The organism is Saccharothrix xinjiangensis, from assembly GCF_039527585.1.
GTDB lineage: Bacteria > Actinomycetota > Actinomycetes > Mycobacteriales > Pseudonocardiaceae > Actinosynnema > Actinosynnema xinjiangensis.
This window is the reverse complement of record NZ_BAAAKE010000044.1, coordinates 15,610-40,502: the sequence shown is the minus strand read 5'-3', so window position 1 is coordinate 40,502 and position 24,893 is coordinate 15,610. Positions and strand designations below refer to the sequence as shown.

At 68.6% G+C, this 24,893-nt stretch carries 22 protein-coding genes and 1 pseudogene; 10 read left to right on the top strand and 13 right to left on the bottom strand.

Annotated features, from left to right (window positions below):
* Window positions 1–152: 152 nt before the first annotated feature.
* Window positions 153–851 carry a class I SAM-dependent methyltransferase gene (locus ABD223_RS41245; RefSeq protein WP_344043398.1) on the bottom strand — a complete coding sequence of 233 codons (699 nt, stop codon included), beginning with the start codon at window positions 849–851 and terminating at the stop codon, window positions 153–155.
* A 392-nt stretch (window positions 852–1,243) separates the two neighbouring features.
* Window positions 1,244–2,308 (bottom strand): GNAT family N-acetyltransferase, encoded by a 1,065-nt coding sequence (locus ABD223_RS41240; protein ID WP_344043396.1) that lies wholly within the window; start codon window positions 2,306–2,308, stop codon window positions 1,244–1,246.
* Between ABD223_RS41240 and rfbB the strand changes: the two genes are divergently transcribed.
* The gene (gene rfbB / locus ABD223_RS41235; RefSeq protein WP_344043394.1) at window positions 2,264–3,562 is read left to right on the top strand and encodes a dTDP-glucose 4,6-dehydratase; all 1,299 of its coding nucleotides are present in this window, start codon (window positions 2,264–2,266) and stop codon (window positions 3,560–3,562) included. The two genes, ABD223_RS41240 and rfbB, sit on opposite strands and share 45 nt — an antisense overlap.
* 214 nt (window positions 3,563–3,776) lie before the next feature.
* Here the strand turns inward: rfbB and ABD223_RS41230 are convergent, their stop codons facing one another.
* The gene (locus tag ABD223_RS41230; protein WP_344043392.1) at window positions 3,777–4,277 is read right to left on the bottom strand and encodes an integrase core domain-containing protein; all 501 of its coding nucleotides are present in this window, start codon (window positions 4,275–4,277) and stop codon (window positions 3,777–3,779) included.
* An 885-nt stretch (window positions 4,278–5,162) separates the two neighbouring features.
* Here ABD223_RS41230 and ABD223_RS41225 point away from each other — a divergent pair.
* The 3 genes from ABD223_RS41225 to ABD223_RS41215 all read left to right on the top strand — a co-directional run bounded on the left by ABD223_RS41225 (window position 5,163) and on the right by ABD223_RS41215 (window position 8,258).
* Entirely contained in the window at window positions 5,163–6,473 is a 1,311-nt protein-coding gene (locus tag ABD223_RS41225) for a tetratricopeptide repeat protein (protein ID WP_344043390.1), read from the top strand.
* Between the two features lie 71 nt (window positions 6,474–6,544).
* Complete coding sequence (locus ABD223_RS41220; RefSeq protein WP_344043388.1) at window positions 6,545–7,774, top strand: FAD-binding protein; 1,230 nt, start codon at window positions 6,545–6,547, stop codon at window positions 7,772–7,774.
* Between the two features lie 100 nt (window positions 7,775–7,874).
* A complete protein-coding gene (locus ABD223_RS41215) occupies window positions 7,875–8,258 on the top strand; it encodes a DUF6355 family natural product biosynthesis protein (RefSeq protein ID WP_344043386.1) in 384 nt (127 codons plus the stop codon).
* 74 nt (window positions 8,259–8,332) lie between these two features.
* Here ABD223_RS41215 and ABD223_RS41210 read toward each other — a convergent pair whose 3' ends face one another.
* From ABD223_RS41210 to ABD223_RS41185, 6 genes are read right to left on the bottom strand one after another with little or no spacing between them, the layout of a single operon-like run.
* Window positions 8,333–8,569, bottom strand: coding sequence for a transcriptional regulator (locus ABD223_RS41210; protein ID WP_344043384.1), 237 nt, complete (start codon window positions 8,567–8,569; stop codon window positions 8,333–8,335).
* The gene (locus ABD223_RS41205) at window positions 8,469–8,855 is read right to left on the bottom strand and encodes an HC3 family zinc finger protein (RefSeq protein ID WP_344043382.1); all 387 of its coding nucleotides are present in this window, start codon (window positions 8,853–8,855) and stop codon (window positions 8,469–8,471) included. The genes ABD223_RS41210 and ABD223_RS41205 overlap by 101 nt, the downstream gene beginning before the upstream one ends.
* Window positions 8,855–10,639, bottom strand: a complete 1,785-nt coding sequence (locus ABD223_RS41200) for a helix-turn-helix domain-containing protein (RefSeq protein WP_344043380.1) — start codon at window positions 10,637–10,639, stop codon at window positions 8,855–8,857. The genes ABD223_RS41205 and ABD223_RS41200 overlap by 1 nt, the downstream gene beginning before the upstream one ends.
* Window positions 10,636–11,256: an AAA family ATPase gene (locus tag ABD223_RS41195; protein ID WP_344043378.1), complete on the bottom strand. Its 621-nt coding sequence runs from the start codon at window positions 11,254–11,256 to the stop codon at window positions 10,636–10,638. The genes ABD223_RS41200 and ABD223_RS41195 overlap by 4 nt, the downstream gene beginning before the upstream one ends.
* Window positions 11,250–11,876, bottom strand: a complete 627-nt coding sequence (locus tag ABD223_RS41190) for a 3'-5' exonuclease (RefSeq protein ID WP_344043376.1) — start codon at window positions 11,874–11,876, stop codon at window positions 11,250–11,252. Before ABD223_RS41190 ends, ABD223_RS41195 begins: the two co-directional genes overlap by 7 nt.
* A complete protein-coding gene (locus ABD223_RS41185) occupies window positions 11,873–13,012 on the bottom strand; it encodes a radical SAM protein (RefSeq protein WP_380648094.1) in 1,140 nt (379 codons plus the stop codon). Before ABD223_RS41185 ends, ABD223_RS41190 begins: the two co-directional genes overlap by 4 nt.
* 172 nt (window positions 13,013–13,184) lie before the next feature.
* Between ABD223_RS41185 and ABD223_RS41180 the strand changes: the two genes are divergently transcribed.
* From ABD223_RS41180 to ABD223_RS41170, 3 genes and pseudogenes are all read left to right on the top strand, one after another.
* The gene (locus ABD223_RS41180; protein WP_344043372.1) at window positions 13,185–14,741 is read left to right on the top strand and encodes a helix-turn-helix domain-containing protein; all 1,557 of its coding nucleotides are present in this window, start codon (window positions 13,185–13,187) and stop codon (window positions 14,739–14,741) included.
* On the top strand, window positions 14,738–15,367 hold the full coding sequence (locus tag ABD223_RS41175) for a 2'-5' RNA ligase family protein (protein WP_344043370.1): 630 nt from the start codon (window positions 14,738–14,740) through the stop codon (window positions 15,365–15,367). The genes ABD223_RS41180 and ABD223_RS41175 overlap by 4 nt, the downstream gene beginning before the upstream one ends.
* A gap of 43 nt (window positions 15,368–15,410) precedes the next feature.
* Window positions 15,411–15,632: pseudogene (locus tag ABD223_RS41170) on the top strand (asparaginase domain-containing protein); the annotation flags it as partial.
* A 109-nt stretch (window positions 15,633–15,741) separates the two neighbouring features.
* On the opposite strand, the gene ABD223_RS41165 reads toward ABD223_RS41170, so the two are convergent.
* Window positions 15,742–16,635 (bottom strand): helix-turn-helix domain-containing protein, encoded by an 894-nt coding sequence (locus ABD223_RS41165; protein ID WP_344043368.1) that lies wholly within the window; start codon window positions 16,633–16,635, stop codon window positions 15,742–15,744.
* Between the two features lie 324 nt (window positions 16,636–16,959).
* On the opposite strand from ABD223_RS41165, the gene ABD223_RS41160 reads away from it, so the two are divergent.
* The 3 genes from ABD223_RS41160 (at window position 16,960) to ABD223_RS41150 (ending at window position 20,137) form a co-directional block, all read left to right on the top strand.
* Complete coding sequence (locus ABD223_RS41160) at window positions 16,960–18,222, top strand: helix-turn-helix transcriptional regulator (RefSeq protein ID WP_344043366.1); 1,263 nt, start codon at window positions 16,960–16,962, stop codon at window positions 18,220–18,222.
* Window positions 18,219–18,860, top strand: coding sequence for a flavoprotein (locus ABD223_RS41155; RefSeq protein ID WP_344043364.1), 642 nt, complete (start codon window positions 18,219–18,221; stop codon window positions 18,858–18,860). The genes ABD223_RS41160 and ABD223_RS41155 overlap by 4 nt, the downstream gene beginning before the upstream one ends.
* Before the next feature lie 248 nt (window positions 18,861–19,108).
* Window positions 19,109–20,137: an integrase core domain-containing protein gene (locus tag ABD223_RS41150; protein ID WP_344043362.1), complete on the top strand. Its 1,029-nt coding sequence runs from the start codon at window positions 19,109–19,111 to the stop codon at window positions 20,135–20,137.
* 223 nt (window positions 20,138–20,360) lie between these two features.
* Here the strand turns inward: ABD223_RS41150 and ABD223_RS41145 are convergent, their stop codons facing one another.
* The 3 genes from ABD223_RS41145 to ABD223_RS41135 form a co-directional block, all read right to left on the bottom strand.
* Window positions 20,361–21,824, bottom strand: a complete 1,464-nt coding sequence (locus ABD223_RS41145; protein WP_344043360.1) for a carboxylesterase/lipase family protein — start codon at window positions 21,822–21,824, stop codon at window positions 20,361–20,363.
* Between the two features lie 417 nt (window positions 21,825–22,241).
* A complete protein-coding gene (locus ABD223_RS41140) occupies window positions 22,242–23,327 on the bottom strand; it encodes an extracellular solute-binding protein (RefSeq protein WP_344043358.1) in 1,086 nt (361 codons plus the stop codon).
* A 131-nt stretch (window positions 23,328–23,458) separates the two neighbouring features.
* Window positions 23,459–24,865, bottom strand: a complete 1,407-nt coding sequence (locus tag ABD223_RS41135) for a glycosyl hydrolase (RefSeq protein ID WP_344043356.1) — start codon at window positions 24,863–24,865, stop codon at window positions 23,459–23,461.
* Window positions 24,866–24,893 lie beyond the last annotated feature (28 nt).

Genomic DNA, 24,893 nt, shown 5'->3' with positions numbered 1-24,893 from the left:
CTGGACCACTTCGAAGGCCGCTCCTGGCTCGGCTGGCACCGCCACGTCACCCTCGCCTCCCTCGCCCAGGCCGTCTGCACCCAGCTGCGCCGCACCCTAAAAGCCCCTGCGCAGGCATGACCCTCTACGCCGTCCTGCGCCACCTACAACGATTACTCACCGCCTGGACCGGCACCTGCCACACCTGCCGACAACCGGTCCAGGCCACAACACCACCCACAAAACCGCAGGTCAACACCACCTAACAAAGTCCTACTAGGCCCCAACTGCAACTGGTCATCGGCCGCGATCGACTGCTCGACCCGGTGCGCGAACTCCTCCACGTCCATTCCGGACCCACGCTCGTCCACGACCAGTTCGGCGTGGAACGCACCGGCGAGATCGCCGTTCCTAATGTCGCCGAGGAAGATGGAGCCGCCTGGCGCGATCAGGCTCGCAGCGCTGTTCAGGACGTCCGCGAGGTAGTCGGTACTCGGGAAGCACTGGATCACGGAGTTGATCACGACGAGGTCGAACGGCCCTTCGACCACGTCGGCCACGTCCGGAGCGGCGCAGTGGACGACCTCCACACCGGTCCACTCCGGCGACGAGTCCACCCGCCGCCGAACCCGGTCGACGACCTCGGCCGAGAAATCCGCGCCGACGTAGCGTTCGCTCGAGTGCGCCAGGCGGAAGAGGATCATGCCCGTGCCGCACCCCCACGTCCAGGACCCTGCGGTGGGGCAGGGATGCCAGCCGCTGCACCGTCGTGTCGACCCACTCCGCCATGTGCGCTTGGGGGACCGGCGCCAGCGTGTGGTTGTCGAACCAGCCCGAGGTGTCGAGGGCGTGGTCGCCGGTGGTGCTCGCATACCGGTACGTGGTCTCCCAGACATCACGCCAGTTCGCCTCCGCGTCCGCCGATGCGCGCGACGGAACCAGCGGGCTCGTCGGCAGTCGTCGCGGCGCGACAACGCCTCGACCGGAGAGCAGCACCGCCAAGCCGCTCGGGGTGGCCTCTTCGAGGAGATCCCGCAGCGTGAGGTCCGCGCCGAGCCACTGGCGCAGCAGCGCCACGACCCGCCCTGCTTTCCTGATGTCGTCGCAGAGTTCATAGAACGCGTCGTCACGCGTTACTCCGCTGACGCCGAGAACGTCCGTCCAGACCGCGATCACCGCCGACACCAATGCCGCTTCCACGTCAGCCGCCACCGGACCACCGTCGATCTGCCGCGAATTCACTGCTCCACCCCGCCTTTCCGGCTCACCCTCGGTTCCCGATTCCAGCCGAAACGTGTCGTCGGTCGATCAGGACCGTCCGGAGTTCCCGTGTCTCACAGCCGCGAAGGACTTTCGCCTCCAACGATCCCGTGCCGAAGTCCAGCAGTTCGACACCGCGGTCGATTGCGCGCGTGATGGGTTCGTAGAACGCCATGTTGAAATAGAGCCTCTCCTCGCGTGGGACGTCGTAGTCGCATCCCCAGGCACGCATGTCCCACTCCTTTCCGCGGCCGAGCACCAGGGAGAATGCAACCGGCCGCCCGTACCGGTACGCGACAAATGCGACGCAGCCGTCCCCGTGGTGCAGGGCGATCGAGACGAGGTAGAACTCCATCTGCTCGACCGACACGTCCCGGCCGTGGTGCCGCTCGGTCTGCGCGAGCAGCGGCGCCAACTCGTCTGCCATGTCGATCACCAGCTCCTCGCGCACGGTGATCGGGGCGCCCAGGAACTTCCGGCGCTCCCGGCGGACTACACCCCGCCGCTGGGGCGGCAACCAGGAGATGTAGTCGTCGAAAGACGACCACACCACGGGCAGGACGGCCTGCTGCTTGCGTTCCACCCCCGCGGCGTCCGCCACCCGACCACCGAGGCGCACTGCCTGCTTCCCGGTCAAGTTGGGGATCAGGAGGAACCGACCAGGTGGGGAGATATCCGACCGGCCCGCGTGGTCGACCAGGTCGCGTGACGTCCGCGTCGCATCCTGCTCATCGACGTGAGCCGCGATCACCAGTTGGTTGACGACGCCTCCCGGGGAGCCGACCAGACCGAACGGTTCCCCGTCGCGCGGTGGAGCCGTCGACTCGAACAGGGTCGGGGGCATCACGGCGGTGTCGTACGGGAAGCATGCCGAGTAGAACGGCAACAGTCCGACCGGCACGCCACCCTCGCCGCGCGCCACGAGGTACCGGACGGCGCCGCCCCGGCTGTCCTGGGCCAGTTCGAGCCGGGCCAGCTCCGCGGCGCGGTGCTCGGCCGCGCCTGGATCGAGTTCGAAGAGCAGGTGGACGACGTCGCCCGCCCGCGAAAGTTCGTCGATGCGCGCCACCGGCCCGCCGGAGTCCGTCGTCATGGGTGCCCCGTTGACGACATTGCCACGGACGAGCCCGGCGCGTTCACCGCGATGTCGTGTCGCGCATGTCTCCTCTTCATTCCGACCTTTTGCAGGACTTCGCTCACGGGCCGCCCGCGAATTGCCTTTCCACCGACCGACATCGAGCCGAACCGCCCCCTCCCCTGTAGTACCATCGCCGTCATGACCACCTATCTAGTCACCGGGGCCGCCGGTTTTATCGGGGCGAACTACGTGCATTACCTGGTCGACCTCGAACCGGATGCGCGCATCGTCGCGGTCGACTACCTCGGGTTTGCCTCGAATCTACCGAACCTCGATCCGGTCGCAGACCGGGTTGAATTCCTCCGGGCCGATGTCGCCGATTTCGACCAGATGGTCGCGTTGTACCGCGAGATCATGCCCGACTACGTGGTGAACTTCGCCGCCGAAAGTCACAATGACCGGGCGATCCTGGACCCGACGTCGTTCGTCCACTCCAACGTCTCGGGCGCGCAAGCGTTGTTGGAGTGCAGCAGGCAGGTGGGCGTGCGCTCGCACCTGCACGTGTCGACGATCGAGGTCTACGGCGAACTCCCGCCGGGCCAGGACTCGTTCAACGAAGCCAGCTCGCTGAACGCCAAGACGCCCTACAGCGCGGCGAAGGCCGCCGGCGACCAACTCGTCCGCGCGTACATGCAGACCTATCCGGACATGAACATCCGGATGACGCACTGCGCCAACAACTACGGACCCTACCAGCTGCCCGAGAAGCTGATCCCCCTGATGATCACCAACGTGCTGCGCGGTCGGAAGGTGCCCGTTTACGGCGACGGCCTCCAGATGCGCGACTGGCTGCACGTGACGGATCACTGCGCGGCCATCCACACCGTGCTGCACGCCGATCTCGGCCCGATCCCGGCGGAAGCGGCCACCAACCCTGCGCTGCTGCCCATCTTCGACATCAGCGCTCGGCACGAGATCTCCAACCTGGAGATCGTGCACGTCGTGTTGCGGCACCTGGACCTCGACCCCGCCGAGTGGATCGAGCACGTCGCGGACCGACCCAACCACGATCGCCGGTACTTGATCGATCCGTCGAAGCTGGAGCAGGAGCTGGGCTGGCGACCGGAGCGCGAGTTCGAGTCCGGCCTCGCCGAGACTGTGCGGTGGTACGTGGACAATCGAGCGTGGTGGGAGGACGTGCTCGCGGCCAAGGGAAACCTCCAGGTCGACTGGTCGACGCGATAGGACGGCTCGACGGCCGGTCATCCGACCGGCCGTCGAGCACCCGCGTGGGCCGCGAGATCGGACACCTTCCCACTGCGGCACGCGGCGATGTGGTCGAGCAGACCCACCCACGAGTCGAGCAGGCCGTCGGCCACCGAGGTGGGAACGGACAGCGGGGTGTGCACGATGCTCAGCTGCAGCGACCCTGTGCCGCTCGAAAAGTCATCGCTGCTGGTCAGGCGGCGTGTCTGTATTCGTTGATGAGTCCGCCGAGGATGCGGGTGCGAAGCAGTCTGTGGGTGTCGAGGTCGTGGACTGGCGGAGGTTGCTGCTGGGTCTCGGGTGGTAGTTGGTCGCGGGCTTGGTGGGGTCGGTGTCGGTTGTAGTGGTCTTCGTAGGTCTTGAGGGCATGCCGTGCGTGGCTCTCGCCGGTGATCAGGATGTGGTCGAGGAGTTCGCGTCTGATGGTGCCGATGACCCGTTCGCAGTAGGCGTTCATCCGGGGCGCCTGCGGTGCGCTTTTGATCACGTGGAGATCGTCGGCGTGGAAGACGGTGTCGAAGGTCTGGCCGTACTTGCCGTCGCGGCCGCGGTCGCGTAGTAGGAAGCGCAGAGATTCCATGCGCGTGTCGAGGTCGGCGGCGAGGTTCCTGGCTTGCTGCGCGGTCCATGCCTGTGTCGGGTGGGCGGTGACGCCGGTGATGTGCAGGCGTCTGGTGCCGTGTTCGAGGAACACCAGCGCGTAGAGCCTTTCGACCGAGCACGGTGTCGAGGTGGAGGAAGTCCGCCGCGATGATGCTGTCGGCCTCGGCGGTGAGGAACTCCCGCCAGGTCGGGCCGCAGCGGCGTGGTGCCGGGTCGATGCCCGCGTCATGCGGAATCCGCCAGACGGTCGAGGGTGCGATGTGGTGGCCGAGGCGGGCCAGTTCGCCCTGGATCCGCCGGTGACCCCATCGGGGGTTCTCCTTGGCGAGCCGCAGCACGAGCGACTTGGTCGCGACTCGTGTCGGTGGGCGTCCGGTACGTCGACGCGCGGAGTAGTCCCACCGACGAGCCACAAATCTGCGGTGCCAGGCGAGCAGGGTGCCCGGCGTGACCGGGAAGACCTCTGACCAACGTCGACGATCCACCAGCCCGGACAGGGCCGCGAACCAGAACCGATCCGCGGGCTCGTAGCGGACCGGGCCTGTGACTTGCCGACGGAGTACCGCGTTCTCGTGGCGCAGCACAAGCAACTCGGCTTCCTTCGCCGCCTCGCCGCGCAACAGGACCGCCGGAACGGACAGCAACCTCCGGGTCACCTTGTACAGCAGGGACAAGATCACCCGGACATGATCTCAACACGGTGACACCCCGCTCCACCAGCGACGACGACTTTTCGAGCGGCACACGCACTGACCGGCGAACCACACCCGCTGGCCCTCAACACACCGACCTAGCCACTCGACAACGACCACTGACGATCACCGCCGTGGTCCGGGCCGGCAGAGGCCGCCGGCCCGGACCACGGCGACCGCCACAGCGCCCATCGCGACCGACGAGCGACCGGTGACCCGGTGCGGTCTTCCACACACCGCCGGTTAGCATCGTGGCCTCCAGGCGACTGGGTAGCCAGCGGAAAATGCAATCGATCATCAGTCGTGCTCCGGTGACCGCCGACCAAAATGTTCAGATTCACAGCCTTGCACCTTCCCGCAATACACTTCGTCACCACCGGGTCACGAATGACTCCGATAGCCGATCACGTCAGCCCGACCAGCATGTTTTCGAGCCCGTCAGGACCGTTCGCCTGCTCGACACGCTGGTGCGCGGGCACCTGCTGCAAGAAGCGGGGCAACGCCGCTTCCGCTTCCACGACCTGCTGCGGGACTACGCCAACGAACAGGCGTTCGCGACGGAGCCGGAGCAGGCCGCCACGGCCAGGCGTCGCCTGTTGGAGTGGTACCTGCGCACGGCCACAGCGGCCGGTCGCGTCCGGTCTCCCCACCGCTCGCTTGTTCAGCCGGTCGTGGTCGATCCCGGGAATGCGCTTGCGGATTTCGCCACCGCCAGTGATGCGGCGCGGTGGTGCGAGGTCGAGTTGGTCAACCTGGCCGCGGCGACCATGCAGGCGACCTCGCTGGGCCTGCACGGCGTCGCGTTCGGCCTGCCGCTGGTGCTGACCGGTTACCTGTACCGGCGCAATCCGTGGAGCACGTGGATGACCCCGCTCCACGCGAGCCTGGACCGGGCACGACACCACGACGACCTGCCCGCGCAGGCGTGGATCCTCAACAACATGGGCAACGGCCACCTCGATCAGCGCCGGTTCGACGAGGCGATGCGGTGCTTCGGCGAAGAGCTGGAGATCCGGCGGCGCCTGGACGACCACAGCGGACAGGGGTGGTCCCACATCGGGCTCGGCCGGGTGCGCCAGGCACGCGGCCGGCACCGGGAGGCGGCCGAGCACTACCGGCTCGCCCAGACCGCTTTCGAGCAGCTCGGTGAGCGCTGGGCGTGGGCCATCGCGAAGTCCTACATCGCCGACGTCCACCGCGCGGTGGGCGAGCACGACCTCGCGCTCGACGGACTGACCCAAGCCGTCACCGTCCTGCACGAGCTGGGCGACCGCCAGTCCGAGAGCTGCGCCCTGGACAAGCTCGGCGACGTCCACCGCGACCTGGGCGACCTGCCCGGCACCGTCACCTACCTCGAACGGGCACTGGCCGCCGGCAACGCGGCGGTCGACCTGTGGGGCCGGGCCGCGCTCCAGGGCAAGCTCGGCGACGTCCACCACGAGCTCGGCCACGACGACGAAGCACGCTCGGCGTGGACCGAGACGGTACAACTGTTCGAGGCTCTGGGCGACGCCCGAGCCCGCGGCATCCGCGCCCGACTGGTCGAGCTGGACGCCGAGTCCGCGCCGGTGGCCTGCCGGGAATGCCGAACCTGAGGAGGACGCCCGTGCCCCGGCACTTCGACCCGGCCGGCCGCCGTCCCGTCCCGGGTGAGGTGCCCGGAGTGATGGCGTTCCCCATTCCGAGTGGAACGTTCAGCGACGAGGAGGACGTGCTCGCCTGGGCCACGGACGACTTCGGGCGCACCACCACCCTGCCCCGTCCGCTCGGCGTGGTCCGCCCCGACTCCGTGGACGACATCAGCACCCTGTTGCGCTTCGCCGGCGAACACGACATCCCGGTGGTCCCCCGGGCCGAAGGGCACTCCACCGCCGGTCAAGCCCAAGCTCCCGATGGAATCGTGCTGGACCTGCGCGGCTTCAACACCGTGCACCACATCGCAGGAGACCGCGTCATGGTCGAAGCCGGTGCGCGGTGGAGCCAGGTGCTGGAGGCGACCCTGCCACTCGGAACCACTCCCCCGGTGCTGACCGACTACATGGACTTGTCCGTGGGCGGCACGCTCTCGGTCGGCGGCATCAGCGGCGCCACCCACCGGCACGGCCTGCAAACCGACAACGTCGTCGAACTCGACGCCGTCACCCCCGCCGGAGCCGTGGTCACCTGCTCACCCGAAGCCAACCCCGGGTTGTTCGACGCGCTGCGCGCCGGACGCGGCCGCCAAGGCGTGATCACGCGGGCCACCCTGCGCCTGGTCCCCGCCCACACCCACGCCCGCCGGTTCCGCCTGCACTACGACGACCTGGGCACCTTCCTCACCGACCAGCGCACCCTGATGACCGAGGGCCGCTTCCACCACCTGCAAGGCCAGGCCAAACCGGAGCCCGACGGAACGTGGACCCACCGCATCGACGCCGTCGCCTACTTCACGCCGCCCACCACCCCCGAACAGCAACGGCTGCTCGCCGGACTCGTCGACCACCGCGACACCCTGGAGATCAGCGACTCCACCTACCACGGCTTCCAGAACCGCATGGCCACAGACGTGAAGCTGCTGCGCACCCTCGGCCTCTGGCAGGGCCCTCATCCCTGGCTCAACCTGCTCCTGCCCGACCACGCCGCCGAACAGGTCCTCACCGAAGCTCTCGCCACGCTCACGCCCGCTGGCATCGGCCAAGCCGGTGTGGTCCTGATCTACCCGGTGCCGCGCTCACGCATCCACACACCGCAGTTCCGACTCCCCGACACGCCGATCGCCTTCCTGTTCTCCGTCCTGCGCTCCACACCACCCCACGACACGCCGGCCCTGCAAACCGCGCTGGAGTCCAACCACCACCTCCGGCAGCAGACCACCGCAGCCGGCGGAACCGTCTACCTCGGCGATATCCACGCTTGAGGCTCTCGTATTCATCCCTATTCGAATACCCGAAAACATAGCGAAGAAGCCGTCCCCAACCGGACGCTGGTGATCACCCTATTCATCGGGAGTGACCATCATGATCATCACGTTCCTGCAGAAAACCGGCGTGCGCCGCGCACTGGTCACCACCGTGACCGTGCTCGCGGGCTTCCTCGACCCGCTTCCGCCCCAAGCCTCCGCCCAGCCTTCACCAGCGCCCAGGAGCTGCGGCTTCCAGCACGTCGACACCAACCAGCACGGCGGGGCATCCGCCCTCTACGTCCACTGCACCGCCGCGTTCATCCTGATCCAGGTCGACACCGCCCAGGGCGGCCACCACCGGTGCGTCGAGCCCTGGGGCACGGTGCGGTTCTACCCGCGCGAACACATCAACAACGCCTACTACGTCCAGACCCTGCCCAGGCTGCTGACCGCCTCGGACGGCAGCCGGATCTGTGCCCTGTCCCAACCGCCGGTCTGAACCAGGACATCGTGGGGGCCGGACCGGTATAGATCACCGGTCCGGCCCCCACGATGCCCTGGAAGTGGCCGGCCCTATTTCTTGCCGGGCCGTTCGACTATCTTGAACAGGTCCTTGAATTCGAGTGGGTTCAGGACGATCAGGCTGCCGGCGATGAACGCCGGCCCGGGTTGCAGCAAGCCCTCCCGCACCCTGGTGACGGTGGAGCGGTTAAGGCCCATCGCCCTGGCCAGCTCGTAGTCGGACCTGAACCCGGCCAGCCTGACAAGTTTGGCGAACTCGGCGGTACGCAGTGCGATGGTGTGCGTCATCGTTGCCTGTCTCCACGGCGGTGGTCTGTCCCACCCGTCCTCGAACGGTCGATGGCGAAGTGGCGGTGCGTTGGCGGGGGAACAGCGGGATGCCTTCATGCAGGCGCCAGGCGGTGTCGCACCCAGGACAGGTGGGCCAGCACCACTCTTCCTTGCCGAGGTGCGTGGCCGGGATGGTCAGTGCTTTCCCGCACAGGGTCGTGGTGTCCTGGTAGGCGAGGGCGTCTTCGGCGACGGCGTGGCGTTGGTGGTCGTGCGGCTGCCACCGGAACGGGCGCAGGGCCATCAGCCGGCCTGCCTGTCGTACTCGTCGGCATAGCGGGAGAACACCTCGCGGGAGCGGTCGGCGGGCAGGGCCAGGGTGTGCAGGTGGCGCATCTTGGCCCGGTAGCCGGCCACCACGTCGGGGTCGTCGTGGAAGACGGTGGCGGTGTCGGTTTCGGTGTAGGCCACCGGCCGCAGGGGCTCGGGCAGGTCCAGCAGGGTGGCAGGGTGGACCAGGACCGGGTGGGCGGGCACGGTCAAGGGGATCAGTCGCACGGTGACGTGGGACCAGCCGCCCATCAGGGCCAGGTGCAGCAGCTGGTCGCGCATCACCGCCGGGCCGCCGACCACCAGCCGCAGTGCCGCCTCGTGCAGGTAGAGCACGACGCCGGGTTTGGTGTGGTGGTACAGGACCTCCTGACGGTCCATGCGGGCTTGAACCAGATCCTGGTCGTCGGTCAGGGCACGCGTGTAGTCCTCGATCTGGGCCAGGGCTGGGACGGTGAGCGGCTGGTAGGCGGTGATCGCACGGGCGGTGTTCTCGTGGATGTTCAGCGCGGTGAGCAGGTCGGGTGGGATGTGGTGCAGGCGCAGGAAGGCACCCGTGTCGGGTTCGGCGGCCAGGGCCAGGACGCGGTCGCGGGTCGCCTTGTCGGCACCGCAGTGACCGACCAGGGTGCCGATCTCCCACAGGCTGGTGCCCCGAGTTCCTTTCTCCAACTTCGACAACTTGCCCAGCGACCACCCCAGGTCATCGCTGACCTTGGGAGAAGCCAGCCCGGCTTCCTTGCGCACCCGCCGCAGCTCCTCCCCCAACTCCCTGCTGCGGGCGGTGCTCACCCGATCGAAAGACTTTCCGGGCTTCTTGTCGGCGGTCTGGTCAGTGCCCGAGTCGGAGGTGGTCTCGGTGATGTGCACAGGCTGTCCCGGGGTGTGCACGGGCCGCGGTCGGCGGGCGGGTCGGATGGCGGTGGCAGGGGGCGGCCATGCGGGCAGGCCGAACTCGGCCAGCGGCAGTGCGGTCAACGTGGGCAGTGCCACGGTCGTCGAGGTGTCGGCGAGGGCTCGTACCTCGGCGGCGGCGTCGGTGTCGAGGGGCAGGAGCAGGGCCAGGGCGCGGTTGAAGGACCGGTCGGCCTTGGCGGTCTGGTCCAGGTGGCGGTGGGCCAGCCCGGACAGCACCGAGCACACCGCGTGGTCCCGTGCCATCGCGCTGCTCTGACCCAACCGGGTGTAGGAGGCGTCGGCACGTGACAGGTACCGAGTGATCGCGGTGTCCGCGCGGCCGGCTTCGAGCATGACCGCGCCCAACTCGCGCAGCGTCCACGCCGAGTACGCGTCCACCGCCAACTCCCGGTGCAGGCCTTGCAGCTCCAGCAGCTCATCCAAGCCGTTGACCACGTGGTGCAGCCGGCCCACCGTGCGGTCGATGCGGGCCAGCGCATCCAGGGCCTCCCGGTAACCGGCGAAGGTCTCCTCGTGCAGCGAGGCCTCACCGGCGGCCCGGTTGCGCCACACCGCCAACTCGTGGACGCCCATACGGTGGGCCGGCCGGTAGTGGCCGTCACGGGCGTAGAACACGCTCGCGTGCCGGAAGACCGCGGCGATCTCGGGTGAGATGGGAGTGTGAGCAGTCAGCTGCTGGGTCAGTGCGGACAAGCCGCCGATCCGCCTCACCGTCACCCCTTGTGGCACGGCCTGCCACGCCCGGGTCAACAGGATCGCGGCCTCGTCGAGCCGCTGGTGTTCGATCGCCTCGCGCGCCGCGTCGAGCCGTGCAGTGAGCTGCTCGATCGTCTCGGTCATCGGCGATCACCATCGGTGCCGGCGAGCTTGTCGAGGACGAAACCCAGCGTGTCCTCCAAGGCCTGGTCGTGTCCGTCGGCGGGCAGCAGCCGATGCGGCAGCTCCAGGTCGTGGAGCACCTGGGCCACGTGGTGGTCGGCCAGGTGCCGGAACTCGGCGTCGGCGTCGCGCGTCTTGTCTTCCCCCAGGGGGATGTGGGGGTCCAGGGTGGTGCGGTAGAGCAGGTCGTAGTAGACGCTGTGGTCGCGGACCAGCCGTTCCAGCCTCGCCGCCACCGCCGGGTCGGCCTGCTCACCCCGGCAGGCCAGGGCGGCACGGTAGTAGCCCAACGCGTCGGCCACCGGGCGGTCGACCAGCACCACGTCGGCGTGCGCCCAGGCGCTGAGCTCGTCGCTGATCCCTTTGACGATGATCCACTGGGTGGACAGCCAGGTGTGGTTGTGCAGGATCGGCAACCCGATGCGCTGTGCCTGTTCCCCCAGGTCCGCCACCGTGCACACCTGCGCCTGGGCTCGGCGCAGCTCGTGGGCCAACCGGGCCAGGAAGGTGCTCTTGCCGGTGGAGTGCGTTCCCGTCACGGCCACCACGACCGGCTTCTCCACCTCACCGATCACCACAACCCCTCCCCCGGTTCCTCCGAGGGCTGGAAGTCCTTCAGTGCCGCCGTGCGCACCAGGCCGTCCCAGTCCAGACCGCTGTCGTCGAGCAGGGCGAGCAAGAGCAGCCACGTGCACCACGCGTCGTAGCCGGCGCGGTGCGGACGCTGCTCGGTGGTCCCGCCGACGTCCAGGCGGGCGTGAGCGACCAGTTCGCCCAGGCTGTAGCCGGGAAGGCCGGGCCAGAGGTGTCGGGCGAGGCGGAGGGTGTCGAGCACCATCGGCGGCCGCCACTTCGGCAGGTGCGCGCCCAGCACCCGGTACTCGGTGGCCGCGTTGTGCGCCAGCAACGTCCGCCCCTTCAGCAGCGGCGCCACCTCACCGGCCACCTGCGGCCATGGCGGTTTGCCGTCCACGTCCCGGTTGTCGATGCCGTGCACACGGCGCGCGTGGCCGGTGATCGGCTCGGCCGGGCGCACCAGCCAGGTCCGCAGCTCCTGCCCGGTCACCGGGCCGTCAACCGGCAGCACCGCGATCTCGACGATCCGAGGCGGCTGCCCGCCATTGCCCTCGACGTCGACCACCACCAGCGGGCGACCCTCCAGGACAGCCGGCAGGGCGGTGGTCTGCGGGATGGTCATGACGCCTCCGGAATGACGGGCCAGCCCAGATCGGCGCGGCCGTGACGGTGCGGGTGATGCGGCTTGGACGCGTCGTGCACCTGGAACCCCAACCCGTGCTGCAGGAAGTACCGGCGCTGCTCGTCCAACCCCTCCACGACCACCGCCCGCCCGGTGATCCCCACCAGCCTGCCGCCCACCTCTTTCACCATGGCCGCCACCACGCCGGGATCCGGCACACTCCACGCGTTCTCGCACCGGGCCAACTGGGAGACCGGGCAGATGTCGCACAACTCCCGAATCCCGACATGCCCGTTGTAATCCGCCGTGCCGTGCGCATAGGCCACCGCGCAAGAGGTCTTGCGGAACAACACCGCACCCCCCGGCGGACGCCCCGCCGCAGCCGCGAGGATCCGCGCCTCCAACACCTCCGGGAAGATCTTGCGCCGCGCCTGGTCCTCGTACGGTTCCGGTAGGCCGTGGGAGCGGTAGTAGTCCCGGATCTCATCCCGGTAGAACAGGCCGGTGAACACCGCCGCGTGCGCGAACCGACTCAACTCCAACCCCCGCGCCAGGTGCGCGTCCGAGTCGTTGAGGCCCGGCACGATCGGCCGCCAGTACAACACCACCCGAAACCGCTCCGCATGAACAAACGCCGTGCGCAACGACTCCGCCGCGATCCCCGAATCCACCGGCTCGACCCGGTCATCCTCGATACCCGAATGAGTGACCAACATCGTCACCCGCAGGTTGCGCAACGCATCGAGCGCGGCACAGTCCTCCGGCTCGATCCGCCACCGGGTGATCACCAGAACGTGGTTGGTCAACCCACGCTCATCCAGCATGCCCAGCACCCGCAACAGGTGCGGCTTCACCGCCGGCAGCATCGGATCCGTCGCCCGGTTGAGCAACTGCACCGGCGTCACATGCGGCCGGAAGAACCTGTGAGACACCAACGCCTCGACCGCCTCCTCATCGGTCGTCAACGCCCGAGGCACCTTCATCCCGAAGTTCCCGAACAGGTGCCGCACGCAGTACCCGCAGTCCAACGGACACCCGACGATCCAGTTCAGGCTCAACCCCGACTTCCGGTACTCCACCACCTCCCGCAACTCCGGCCGCAACCCGACCCGCCCTGCCTCGCTCAGCAACCCCACACCCGAACGGCCGCCTGTCCCGACATGGTCAGCGCCCACCGGTCACCCCTTCCAACCCGCCGAAATCCGTGTACACGCATTTCAACCAGACCCGGTACGATCACGGAACAGCGCAAACCACCGACACACGACATTTGCCCCCCATTTGCCCCCTAGCGCAGCCGGAGGCGACATGAGCGACGACGAACACTCCGACACAGCCGAACCGGCCCATACCCGACTCGCCCACGAAATCCGTCGCCTTCGCAAGAAAGCCGGGCTCAGCCAGCCACAACTGGCCAGCAAGATCGGCTACACCAGGCAATACGTCTCCCTCGCCGAACGCGTCGACCACAACCTCCCCTCAGCCGACTTGATCAAAGCGATCGACAATGCCCTCAACGCGGGTGGCACTCTGGTCAAGCTGCGAGAAAAGAGCGTGATCGAGCAACAAGAACTGCGTACGCAATCGACTGCAAGGCGAACCCCAGGGCAACCGACGGCGTTCAAGGCATCCACACATGACACGGCCATGTGCGACGCGACCGGTTTTCACACGGCCGGACCGCTCAACAACCTCGGGTTGAACACATCACCTCAGCGACGTGGCGAGTGGACCGAGCCCGATCGGGTGGAGCGGACATCGAGTGCACCGATCGATGGTGAAAATTTTTGCGGTGCTGAAACGTGTTCACCTTCCGCCACTACGATCGCATCGACGATGCCGGCAGTTCAGCCGAGCAACGTGGAGGAGTTGCTGATGAGCGCGGCCGAGGAGTCTTCCCGGTTCCTGACGTGGGCGGAGGCCACCAACGTCGGCGAGTTGACCGTGGAGCAGATGCACACCGAGGTCCGACGCATCGCCCACTCGTACCTCAAGGTACCCACGTTGCCGCTGTTCGCGCGCACCAAGGCGTTGCGGGATCGGGCGTTCGTCCTGCTGTCCGGGCATCAGGACCCGCGCCACACCCGAGAGCTGTACGCCGCCGCGGGGTGGGCGTTGACGCTGCTGTCGTGGATCTCGGTGGACCTGGGCCGCGCCGACGCCGCCGAGGACCACTCCCGAGCCGCGTGGATGTGCGCGGAACGCGCTGACCACAACCTGCTGCGCGCTTGGGTGCGCGCCACCCAGCACACCGCCTCGTTCTGGCAGGCCGACTACTCCACCGCTGCCCACTACGCCGCCGACGGCCTCAACTACACCGGCACGGGCACCGCCGAGCTGTTCCTGTCCAGCGCCCTGGCTCTGGATCTGGCCCGCGGTGGTGACGCCGAAGCGGCCGAGGACGCGCTGCGGCGGGCCCAGCGGGTTGCGGAGACCTCCGACCGTGCGGTCGAGGAGCTGGCCGGGCCGTTGGCGTGCTCGGTGGACCGGGCCGGGTCGTTGTGGTCGGACACCGAACTGGCCTTGGGCCGGGCCGAGGGCGCACTGGCCCTGGCCGATCGGGCAGTGGCGCAATTCGAAGCGACCTCGGACGAACGCCGCAACCGCGGCTCGGAGCGCATGGCCCGGCTCCAGCAGGTCAAGGCGCACTTGGTGCTGGGCGACTTGCGTGCGGCCGAGCAGGCGCTACGACCGGTGTTGGACACCCCGGTGGACAGCCGCGTGCGCCCGCTGGTGCACAGGGTGGCCGAGGTCGACACATTGGTCGTTCAGGCCGGTTGGTCAGCCGATCCGGCAGGCAGGAGCATCCGGGGCGCTGTCGCCGATTTCCGCAGGGACACCGTGAGCAGGGAGTTGACCGCGTGACCGAGTTCGAACCCATGCGTGACCACTGGTGGTGGCGGCCCGGCTGGCGCGTCGGCCGGTCCTTCTACACCTGGCACGTCACGTTCGCCGACCAACCCGGCGCCCAACGGCTGGTGTCCGACTACGCCCCCGTCCTGGACCGCCTGCCTCAGCTCGATCCCGTCCCGGCGCGCTGGCTGCACCTGACTCTGCAGGGCATCGGCTTCACCGACGAGGTCGACCGCCACGACGTGGACGACATCGTCAATGCCGCCCGCAAGCGCTGCGCCGAGCTGGAGCCCTTCACCGTCACCCTCGGCCTCGCCCACGTCGATCCCGAGACCATCCAGATGCCCGCCCGCCCACTGGAACCCATAGCGGGGCTGCGGTCGGCCATTCGCGCCGCCATCGGCGACGTGTGGGGACCGGACAACGTGCCCGAGCCCGAAACCGGGTTCCGCGCCCACGTCAGCCTCGGCTACTGCAACACCGCGGGCCCCGCCGAACCCGTCGCCGAAGCCCTCAACGGCCACGACCCCCATACCGCCCAGGTCACCGTCACCTCGGTCTCGCTGATCGATCTCAACCGCGACCGGCGAGCCTACGAGTGGACCGACGTCGCCACGGTGAAGATCGGCCACAGCTAGAACCTCGGCCGTGACGCTGTTCCGGTTCGGCCTGGACAGCGCGATGAGGTCGAGGTCGTGGACTTCCATCGGATACCGGCACGGGAGCGTGGTCGCCACCCAGGACACCGACACGATCAAGGAAACCTCCTGCTTCCTCGACCTGCGCCACAGCTTCGCACAGCCGGTCGTGGTGACCGGCGGGATGCGCAACCCGATCCTGACCGGCCCGGACGGCCCCGCTGACCTGCCGGCCGCCGTTCGCGTCGCCGCCGACCCCACCACGCGCGGCCTGGGATGTTCGGCAAGACCCACACCACCAACGCCTCCACCTTCCGGCCCGTCAACGCAGGCCCGCTGGACTACCTCGGCGAAGGCCGGCCGAACGAGGGGTGTCACCACTGCGGTTCAACGGCATCCCGGTGGGGCAGTCGGTCGTACGCGTCGGCCCAGTGAGCGAGGACCGCCCGGGAGCCGTCGGCGTTCAACGCCACCTTGTCGAGTTTGCGCATCTTGGCGTGGAAGGCGTCCAGGACCGTGGTGTCGTCGTGGAAGGCGGTGGCGGTGTCTCCTTCCACGACGACCACCGGTTTGGCACCCGAGCCCATGCCCATGAACGCCCCCGGTCGTTGCAGATCGTCATCCACCGGAACCGCCAGGGGAACGATCCGGACGACGGTGTTGTAGGTATTGGACAGCAGGACCAGGTCCAACAGCTGGTCGCGCATCACCTCCGGGCCGCCCACGACCGTGCGCAGGGCGAGTTCGTGGAGGTAGTAGACCCAGCGTTGCCGCAGGGACGAGGTCGCCCGCGCCCTGGCCTGCCCGGCGCGCTCCGCCCGCAGTGCCGCCAACTCCTCGCTTCCGGTGAGCCCGAAGGCGTACTCCCACGTCTGGGTCGTGGCGGGCACCGTGAACGGCTCATAGACGGTCACCACCTGGGCCGTCTGCTCGTGCACGAGCAGGCAGGGCGCGACACCGCCGCGCCGGTGACGACGCACGAACCCACCGCGGTCGGCAGTCGCCAGGATCTCCTCCACCCGGGCGCACTGGTACTTGTCCGCCTTGAGGTGCCCCAGCAGCAGGAAGATGTCCCTGTCGCCGGTGCCGCGCGTGCCCCGCTCCAGCTTCGACAGCTTCCCCGGCGACCACCCCAGCACCTCGGTCAGGTCACCGAACCTCACCTCCGAGTCCTTGCGGATCTGACGCAGCGTCGCGCCCAACTCCCGACTGAACGCATCGCTGATCCGGGCATCCCCGACCTCGACGGCCGCTTCTTTCGTACTCACCGATCACAAACCTCCCGTACACAGCCGAAACTCGGCATCGGTTCTTCACAAGCCGGTGGGGACCGGACACTTCATCGAGCGGCGGACCGGACGCCTCTCCGTTCGGATCCGTGGCACGGTCGGGCGACCGCACCTCCGGTACTCCACCACCTCCGGCCGCGACTCCGTCCGCTCGTGCCGTCAAGCAACCGCACGCCCTTTTCGCCACCCCACCGGAATCGACACGCACGCATTTGAACCAGACCGGGTACGATCAGGGAACAACGCAAACCGCCGACACATGACATTTGCCCCTTATTTGCCCCCAGCGCAGTCGGAGGCGACATGAGCGACGACGAACACCCCGACAGGGAACCGGCCGGCACCCGACTCGCCCACGAGATCCGCCGCCTCCGCACCAAAGCCGGCCTCAGCCAGCCACAACTGGCCAGGAAGATCGGCTACACCAGGCAATACGTCTCCCACGCCGAACGAGCCGACCACAACCTCCCCTCGGCCGAGATCGTCAGGGCCATCGACCACGCCCTGGGCGCCGGGGGTGCGCTGACCACGCTGCGGGATCAGGGGAAGAACGAACAGGAAAAACTGCGTCGCCGGTCTCTTCCAGTCCCGGAGCAAGGGTATGTCGAAGGGCCCGGCGGCGTTGCGGCAAAGCAACGCCCTTTTCCCGGAGGAATGTCCACCGCGACTTCCGGTCCCGGGGTTGTGCGCTACGCCCAAGCGCTCGTGGAGAGGCTGCACCGCACCTATCAGGCCGCCCGCTACGACGAAGTCGTCGACGCGCTGCCCGGCGTGCTGGAGACCGTCGACTCGATCGTCGCCGACAGCAGCGGCAGTCGACGTCACCAGGCCTTGAGCCTGCAGTGCCAGGCCGCGGTCGTGGCGGCGAAGGTGGCCACGAAAATCGGTGACGGCATCGCCGCCTACGAGGCCGCCGAACGAGCCCGCACCGCCGCCCAGGCCGCCGACGACGTCTTCGGGCAGGCCTCCGCCGCTTATCAGTTGACCTGCGCCCTGTTGCGCCTGGACGCCGCCGACGAAGCGGAGCACCACGCGATGGAGGTTGCCGAGGGGATCCGCGCGGACGATCCGCACGGGTGCACGTGGCGTGGTGCGCTGTTGCTCATCGGCGCCGTCGTCGCCGCGCGCAGGGGTGACATCGGGGAGACCCACCAACGACTGGAGCAGGCCGGGCGACTCGCGACCCGGCTGGGACGCGACGGCAACATCGGCTTCAGCGCGTTCGGACCGACCAACGTCCGGATCCACCGGGTATCCGCAGCAGTGACGACAGGCGATCCGCACCGGGTGCTCACCGAAGCCGAGCACGTGGACGTCACCTCCCTGCCGCCGGGCCTGCACGGTCGACAGGGACGGTTCCACCTGGACAACGCGTGGGCGCAAGCGCAACTCGGCGAGGACCCCCTGGCGGTGATCCACTTGCTGGAGACCGAACGCGTCGCCCCGCAGTTGCTGCGCACCCACCAGCCCGGACGCACCCTCGTGCGGGAACTCATGGCACGCGAGCAGCACAGGAAGACGCCCGGCCTGCGCAGCCTGGCACAGCGGATCGGTGTTCTCACATGAGCCACACCACCCGCACGGTCTACCTGATCGTCACAGCCGCACCACCCCTGTTCGGCATCGACCAGCTGATCAGCGCACTCCACGTCGACGGCTGGCGGGTGTGCGTGATCGCCACGCCCACGGCCGCCTCGTGGCGGGACTTCGACGACCTGGCCGACCGAACAGGCGCACCGATCAGGACCCGCCCCGGTCTCCCCGGACAACACGACCCGCTCCCCCGCGCCAACGCCGTGCTCGTCGCCCCGGCCACCTTCAACACCATCAACAAGTGGGCCCACGGCATCAGCGACAACCTCGCCCTGGGCCTGCTCAACGAACTGCTCGCCACCGACGTACCGATCCTGGTCGTCCCCTGCGTCAAACAACCGCTACGCGACCACCCGGCCTACACCGCCGGCGTGACAACGCTGACCACCATGCAAGCGGTGTTCATGGACCCCGACCAGGTGACAACCCGATCACCCGATGGCCTGGCCACCTTCCACTGGGAACAGATCACCACCACGTTCGACCAGCTTGTCAGCACCCATGACAGCACTGAGCTCTTCCCGACCTCAGCTGGCGGCGAGGTCGAGCGCGAGAACGGCACGGGTCAGGCTGGTGATGCGGGTGGTGGAGCAGCCGAGTCCGTGCGGTAGCCGCCAAGTTCGGGGATGGAGACAGCGCGTTCGCCAAGTGCCCGGATGCGGACGTAGGAGCGGTTGACCACCTGCCGACCGGGCGCGAGGCCGTGCCACTTGCCCCAGTAGGGAACGCGGATCGAACCTGTGCCGCCCGAAAAGTCGTCGTCGCTGGTAGACCAGGGATGACACTCGCCTGAGAGCATGCTCTAGTGATCCTGTCCCTGCTGTACGAGGTGACTCGGAAGCTGCTGTCCGTCCCGTCGGTGCTGCTGCGCAGCGAGGCGGCGAAGGACGCCGAACTGCTCGTGCTGCGGCACGAGAACGCAGTCCTTCGCCGGCAACTCGCGGGCCCGGTCCGTTACGAGCCCGCGGATCGGTTCTGGTTCGCCGCCCTCTCCGGGCTGGTGGATCGTCGGCGATGGCAGGAGGTCTTCCCGGTCACGCCCGGCACCCTGCTCGCCTGGCACCGCAGACTCATCGCTGGGCGGTGGGACTACACCGCACGTCGACAAATCGGACGTCCACCGACCCGAGCTGCGATCAGAGCACTCATACTGCGGCTCGCCGAAGAGAACCCACGGTGGGGACACCGACGGATCCAAGGCGAACTGGCCAGACTCGGGCATCGAATCGCTCCTTCGACGGTCTGGCAGATCCTGCACGCCGCGGGCGTCGACCCCGCGCCGCGCTGCCGCGGCCCGACCTGGCGGGAGTTCCTCACCGCCCAGGCCGACGGCATCATCGCGGCGGACTTCCTCCACCTCGACACCGTGCTCGGCAAACGCCTCTACGCGTTGGCGTTCCTCGAACACCGCACCAGGCGCCTGCGCATCACCGGCGTCACCACCCACCCGACACGGGAATGGACGACGCAGCAGGCCAGGAACCTCGCCGCCGACCTCGGGCACCGGACGAAGCCCCTGCGCTTTCTGCTCCGCGACCGCGACGGCAAGTACGGCCAGGCGTTCGACGCCGTCTTCCAGGCCGACGACATACGCGTGATCAAGAACGCGCCGCAGGCGCCCCGGATGAACGCCCACTGCGAACGGGTCATCGACACCATCCGACGCGAACTCCTCGACCACATCCTCATCACGGGAGAAGCCCACGCGCAACGGGTCCTCACGACCTACGAAGACCACTACAACCGACACCGACCCCACCAAGCTCGCGACCAACTACCACCCGAAGCCCAACAACACCCCGCCGCAGTGCACGACCTCGACCCCCACAGACTGCTGCGCACCCGCATCCTGGGTGGGCTCATCAACGAGTACAAAGACGCCGCTTGACCAGCAACGATGACTTCTCGAGCGGCACAGGTTGCTCGACCAGATGGGTCGACGTCCTCCCCGGCCTCCTGGACCGGGTGCACGCCACACCGGCGCACCCACCCGCCACCACCTGACGCCCGCGGCGAAGACCGTGCCGTCCCGCGTCGGGGAGCACGGCGACCTGCTGGAACCGCTGCCGATGAAGAAACACCCGAAGCTCCCGGAACCGCCGTGACCGCCCCTACCGCTGTGCCGCCAGCGCGTCCCAGAACTCGAAGTTGTGCAGGGCGGCACGGTCGACCGGCCCGATCCGGTCGACGTCGAGGCCCTGCACGAACGGTGTGGCCGCGGCCGAGTCCACCGGGTGCCACCGCGGGAGGCCCGGCCGGTTAGGGTCGCCGGTCGTCGCGAAACGGGCCCAGTAGTCGATCATCCGGTCGCCGAGCGCGCGCTGCGCGGAGGTCAGTGGCCGGTCGTCGTACGGGAAGTCGAACAGGAACTTCAGTTCGGCGGCGTGCGACGCGAGCGGCTCCACCCCGGCGGGGAACTCGACGATCGCAGGGGCGGTCCGGTCGAGGAACTCGTACGCGTACACCGGCACCTCGGCCGCGAACGCCCGGTCGGCGGCGTGCTGGGCCCAGGCCCAGTCCAGGTCGCTCATGAGCGCGGCGATGGCCTGCAGCGGTGTCCCGTGCTCGGCGACCGGGTACCGCGCGGCCACGGCGTCCGCCTTCGGCCCGAAGTGGACGGACAGCGCCTGCCGGTAGCCCTCATCAGTCAGGTCCGGGAACATCGACGGCGCGAACAGCGTGCCTTCGTCGCGGGTGACGCCGGCCAGGAACGGCACGTGCTGGAACCGCCCGGCGGGCACGGCGACGACCGGGTCCTCCGGTAGCACCGCGTTGCCGTACGCGGGCAGGGGGAACACGGGCGCGGTGAGCAGGTCCGCCACCGGCACGTCCCGCAGGCACGCCAGCGTCGTGCACCCGAACCGGGCCGCGACGTTCTGCCCGTGCCCCTGCTGCCACTCGTGCGGCACGAAGTAGGGCACGTCGAGCAGGGGCCGGAATTCCGCGCCCGCGAACGCGTCCGACACACACGGTGTGCTCTGCCCGATGGCGCGCTGGAACAACCCGGCCGAGCGGGGCGACGCGAGCAACGCGCACACCGAGTGCGCGCCACCCGACTCGCCGGCGACGGTCACGTTGCGCGGGTCGCCACCGAACGCGGCGATGTTGCGCTTGACCCACCGCAGAGCGGCCTGCTGGTCCTCGATGCCGAACGCGCCACCGTCGGCGAGCCCGGGGAAGCTCATGAAGCCGAGGTTGCCCAGCCGGTAGTTCACGGTCACCACGACCAGGTCGCCACGCGCGGCGAGCCGGGCCGGGTCGAAGTCGCTGCCCGCGCCGGAGAGCAGCCCGCCGCCGTGCACCCACACGAGCACCGGGGACTTCCGCGCCTGCTTCCTCGCGGTCACGTTGAGGTACAGGCAGTCCTCGGCGTCACTCGCCGGCCTGCCGGGCAGCGCGGCCTGCGGGCACCGGTTGCCCGGCCGCGTCGCGTCCCGCACCCCGCGCCACGGCCGCGGTGCCACGGGTGCGTGCCAGCGCAGCTCATCGACCGGCGGCGCGGCGAACGGGATTCCCTGGTGGACACGGAGGTCGCCGGTGGTGGAGCCGCGCACCGGACCGGATTCGGTCCGCACCGCGTTTCCCGCCGTCGCGGCGGCCGGTACCGCCCCCGCCACGAGTCCCAACACGACAAGCAGTACCCCCAGTGATCGCCACATGTCCGCAACGGTGTCAGGCGCGACGGCGGAGGACATCAACCGATCGGTGGAGATCCGGTCAGCCGGTCGCTCGACCCCGCGCCGCAGGGCCTGAGGAGTGCCCGAACTCCGCACTGGGCCGCTGTGATCGCGCGTCACCGGGGCGCGATCGTGCGGCGTGGCGTCACGACTGCTGTACCCGGTCTCCTCCCCACCCGCGACCGGACTCGGCCGGTAGCGCAGTGCTCCACGCGTTGGCACGGCGCCTGCCGCGGCTGCTGCGTGAACACCGGTCGGTGACACCGGGCGCAGTGTCCGGCGGCACTCCGCGCTCGGGATGATCAGTCCTGACGACTACGAATCGTCACTCCGAGCAGCTACCTGAACCTCGTAAGCCCCTGTCCACCGTTCGGGGTGAACCTCACTTGCCGGGCCGGGGTAGAAGTAGCCCTTGTCGTAGGCCTTGGCCTGTTGCTTCGGGTCCAGCATCGACTTGATCAGGGCCAGGTTCGCCGCCATGACGTCCTGCGACACGCCCTTGGGTACGACCGCGTAGTGCGCGTCGGTCACCCAGTGGAAACCCGCCGGAGTGGTGACCCGCGCGCTCTCGGGCACGGTGCCCAGCACCCGCGGGTTGATGTCCCAGCCGGTGGTGGTGGCTACCAGGTTCGCGCTGCCGTCGGCCAGGTTCTTCATCGTCTCGGTCGTGCCGGACGGGTAGTCGTCCACGTACTGGCCGAGTTCGGCGAGGTAGGCCCAGGTCTTCGCCCAGCCGTTCTCCGGGTCCTTCGGGTCGGAGTCGCCCAGGATGTAGGGCAGGCCCATCAGCAACGTGCGGCCGGGACCGGAGTTCGCGGGCACGGCGTACTGGAACTTCCCGGGGTTGGCCTTCGCCCAGGCCAACAGCTCGTCCGCGGTGTTCGGCGGGTTCGGCACCTTCGCCGCGTCGTACTCCAGCAGCGGCCCCGCCGGGTAGTAGGTGACGACGATCCCCTGCCCTTGTGACAGGTCCTGCATCGCCGCAGCGGGCGGCAGGTAGTTGTCCTTCAACCCGACGAACCTCGCCTCGTGGTCGGGCAACAGCGGAGCGGCCAGTCCTTGGCCGATCACCGCCGCCAGCCCGTCCGTCCCGGTCAGCACCAGGTGGGTCTGCGACCGGCCCGCGTTCTGCTCGGCCTTGAGCTTGCCCGGCATGTCGGGCGCGGTCGCCTTGGAGTAGTTCACCTCGCTCACCACGTCCGGGTGCGCGGTGACGAACTCGTCGATCATGCCCTGCGTCAACTGGAGGTTCCCGGCGACGTCCAGCACGTTCAGCTTCACCGGGGAGGAGGGCTTGTCCGGCACCGAGGTGTACGTCGAGGCCGGGCCCGCGGTGGGTGCACCACACCCGGCCAGCAACAGCACTGCGAGGACGAAGACCTCCGACATCTTTCGCGACATTCGTTTCCCTTCGACGGACGGCCAATGAGCAACGTCCATCGGGCCGTGCTACAGCGGATCAGAGCCGACGAGTCGCACGACCGGCCGGTGTCGCCCGTAGGGATCACGGGCGACGCCGGCCGGTCGTGGGGCTACCTCAGGTTGGGCAGTTCGTCTCGGGTGACGACGTAGCTGTGGTTGTAGACCTTCTGCAGGTGGCTGATCGAGTTGCCCTGGGTCAGGTGGTTGCCGTGCCAGGTGCCGAACAGCACCCACCGCGTGCCGGTGGACTGGAGCCGGTCCGGGTCCGGGATGGGGCCGTTCTCGTGCAGCGCGATCGGAATGGTCGAGCCGACGATGTTGCGCACCGAGTTGTACATCGCGTTGAGCGGGTCGTAGTTGCCGTTGCCCGCGTAGGTGTCCGCGCCGCCGATGTCGACCACCGACTTGCCGGGGTAGAACGACGCCTGCGGCTGACCGTTGTAGCCGTGCAGCCAGATCAGGTTGTTCAGACCCTTGGTGTTGGTGAAGTAGTTGTACATGAAGTTCCAGAGGCGGTTGTACTGCGCGCCACCCTCCTTGCTCCACCAGAACCACGTGCCGCCCGCCTCGTGGAACGGCCGCCAGATGACTGCCGCGCCCGCGTTCTCCAATTGCTGCAACGAGGCCGCCGCGCCGTCGAGCCGCTGGATGAACGAGTTGTACTGGGCCGTGCCCGGCGTCAGGACCGCGTTGATGGACACCGTCTGCTGGGTGCCCTCGTAGGTGTCGGGATGCGTGGGGGCGCCCATGTGGTAGCCGACCATGGGGATGCCGCCCGCGTTCCACCAGGCGATGGCGCGCGAGGCGTAGTCCTTGGAGTCGCCGTAGTCCAGCGCCCGGATCGCCGGGTACTTGCCGGTGTTGTTGCGGATGTGGTTGATCTCGTAGTCCGGGCCGCCGATCCAGGTCGACTCCTGCTGACCCGACAGGATGTGGTTGCCGTACTGCGAGTAGACGTAGCACAGCAGCTTGCGGGCCTGCGCGGTGGCGTTCGGGTTGACCGGGTTCACCGAGCACGTCGGGCTCGGCCCGGGGCCCGTGCCGGTGCGCCACTGCTGGTTGGTCTGGCCGTTGCAGTTCCAGAGGGTGACCGCGGTGCCGTTGGCGGTGGCCTGGTTGGCCACGTCCAGGCACAGGCCGGACTGGGTGGCGGTGATGCTGCCGTTGGAGTTCAGCCGGAACTTCTGGTTCGCGCCGCCGGTGCAGGCCCAGATCGCCAGACGGGTACCGGGCGCGGTGGAGCCGTTCGGCACGTTCAGGCACCGGCCGCCGGAGAAGACGCGCAGCTCACCGGCCGCGGTGAACTCCCAGCCCTGGTTCGACTGGCCGTTGCAGTCCCAGATGTCCACCAGCGCGCCGTCGGCGTTCGACGCACCGACCACGTCCAGGCAGCGGTTCGAGGCCACGCCGACCAGCGGAGCGGGCGCGGCGGTGGCCGGACCTGCGACGAGGGTGAGCGCCGGTAGGGAAAGCGCAAGGGCGAGCAGGGCTCTGCCCGTGCGTCGTAGGGTGCGCATTCGATCTCCTTTGATCAATGCGAAGGGG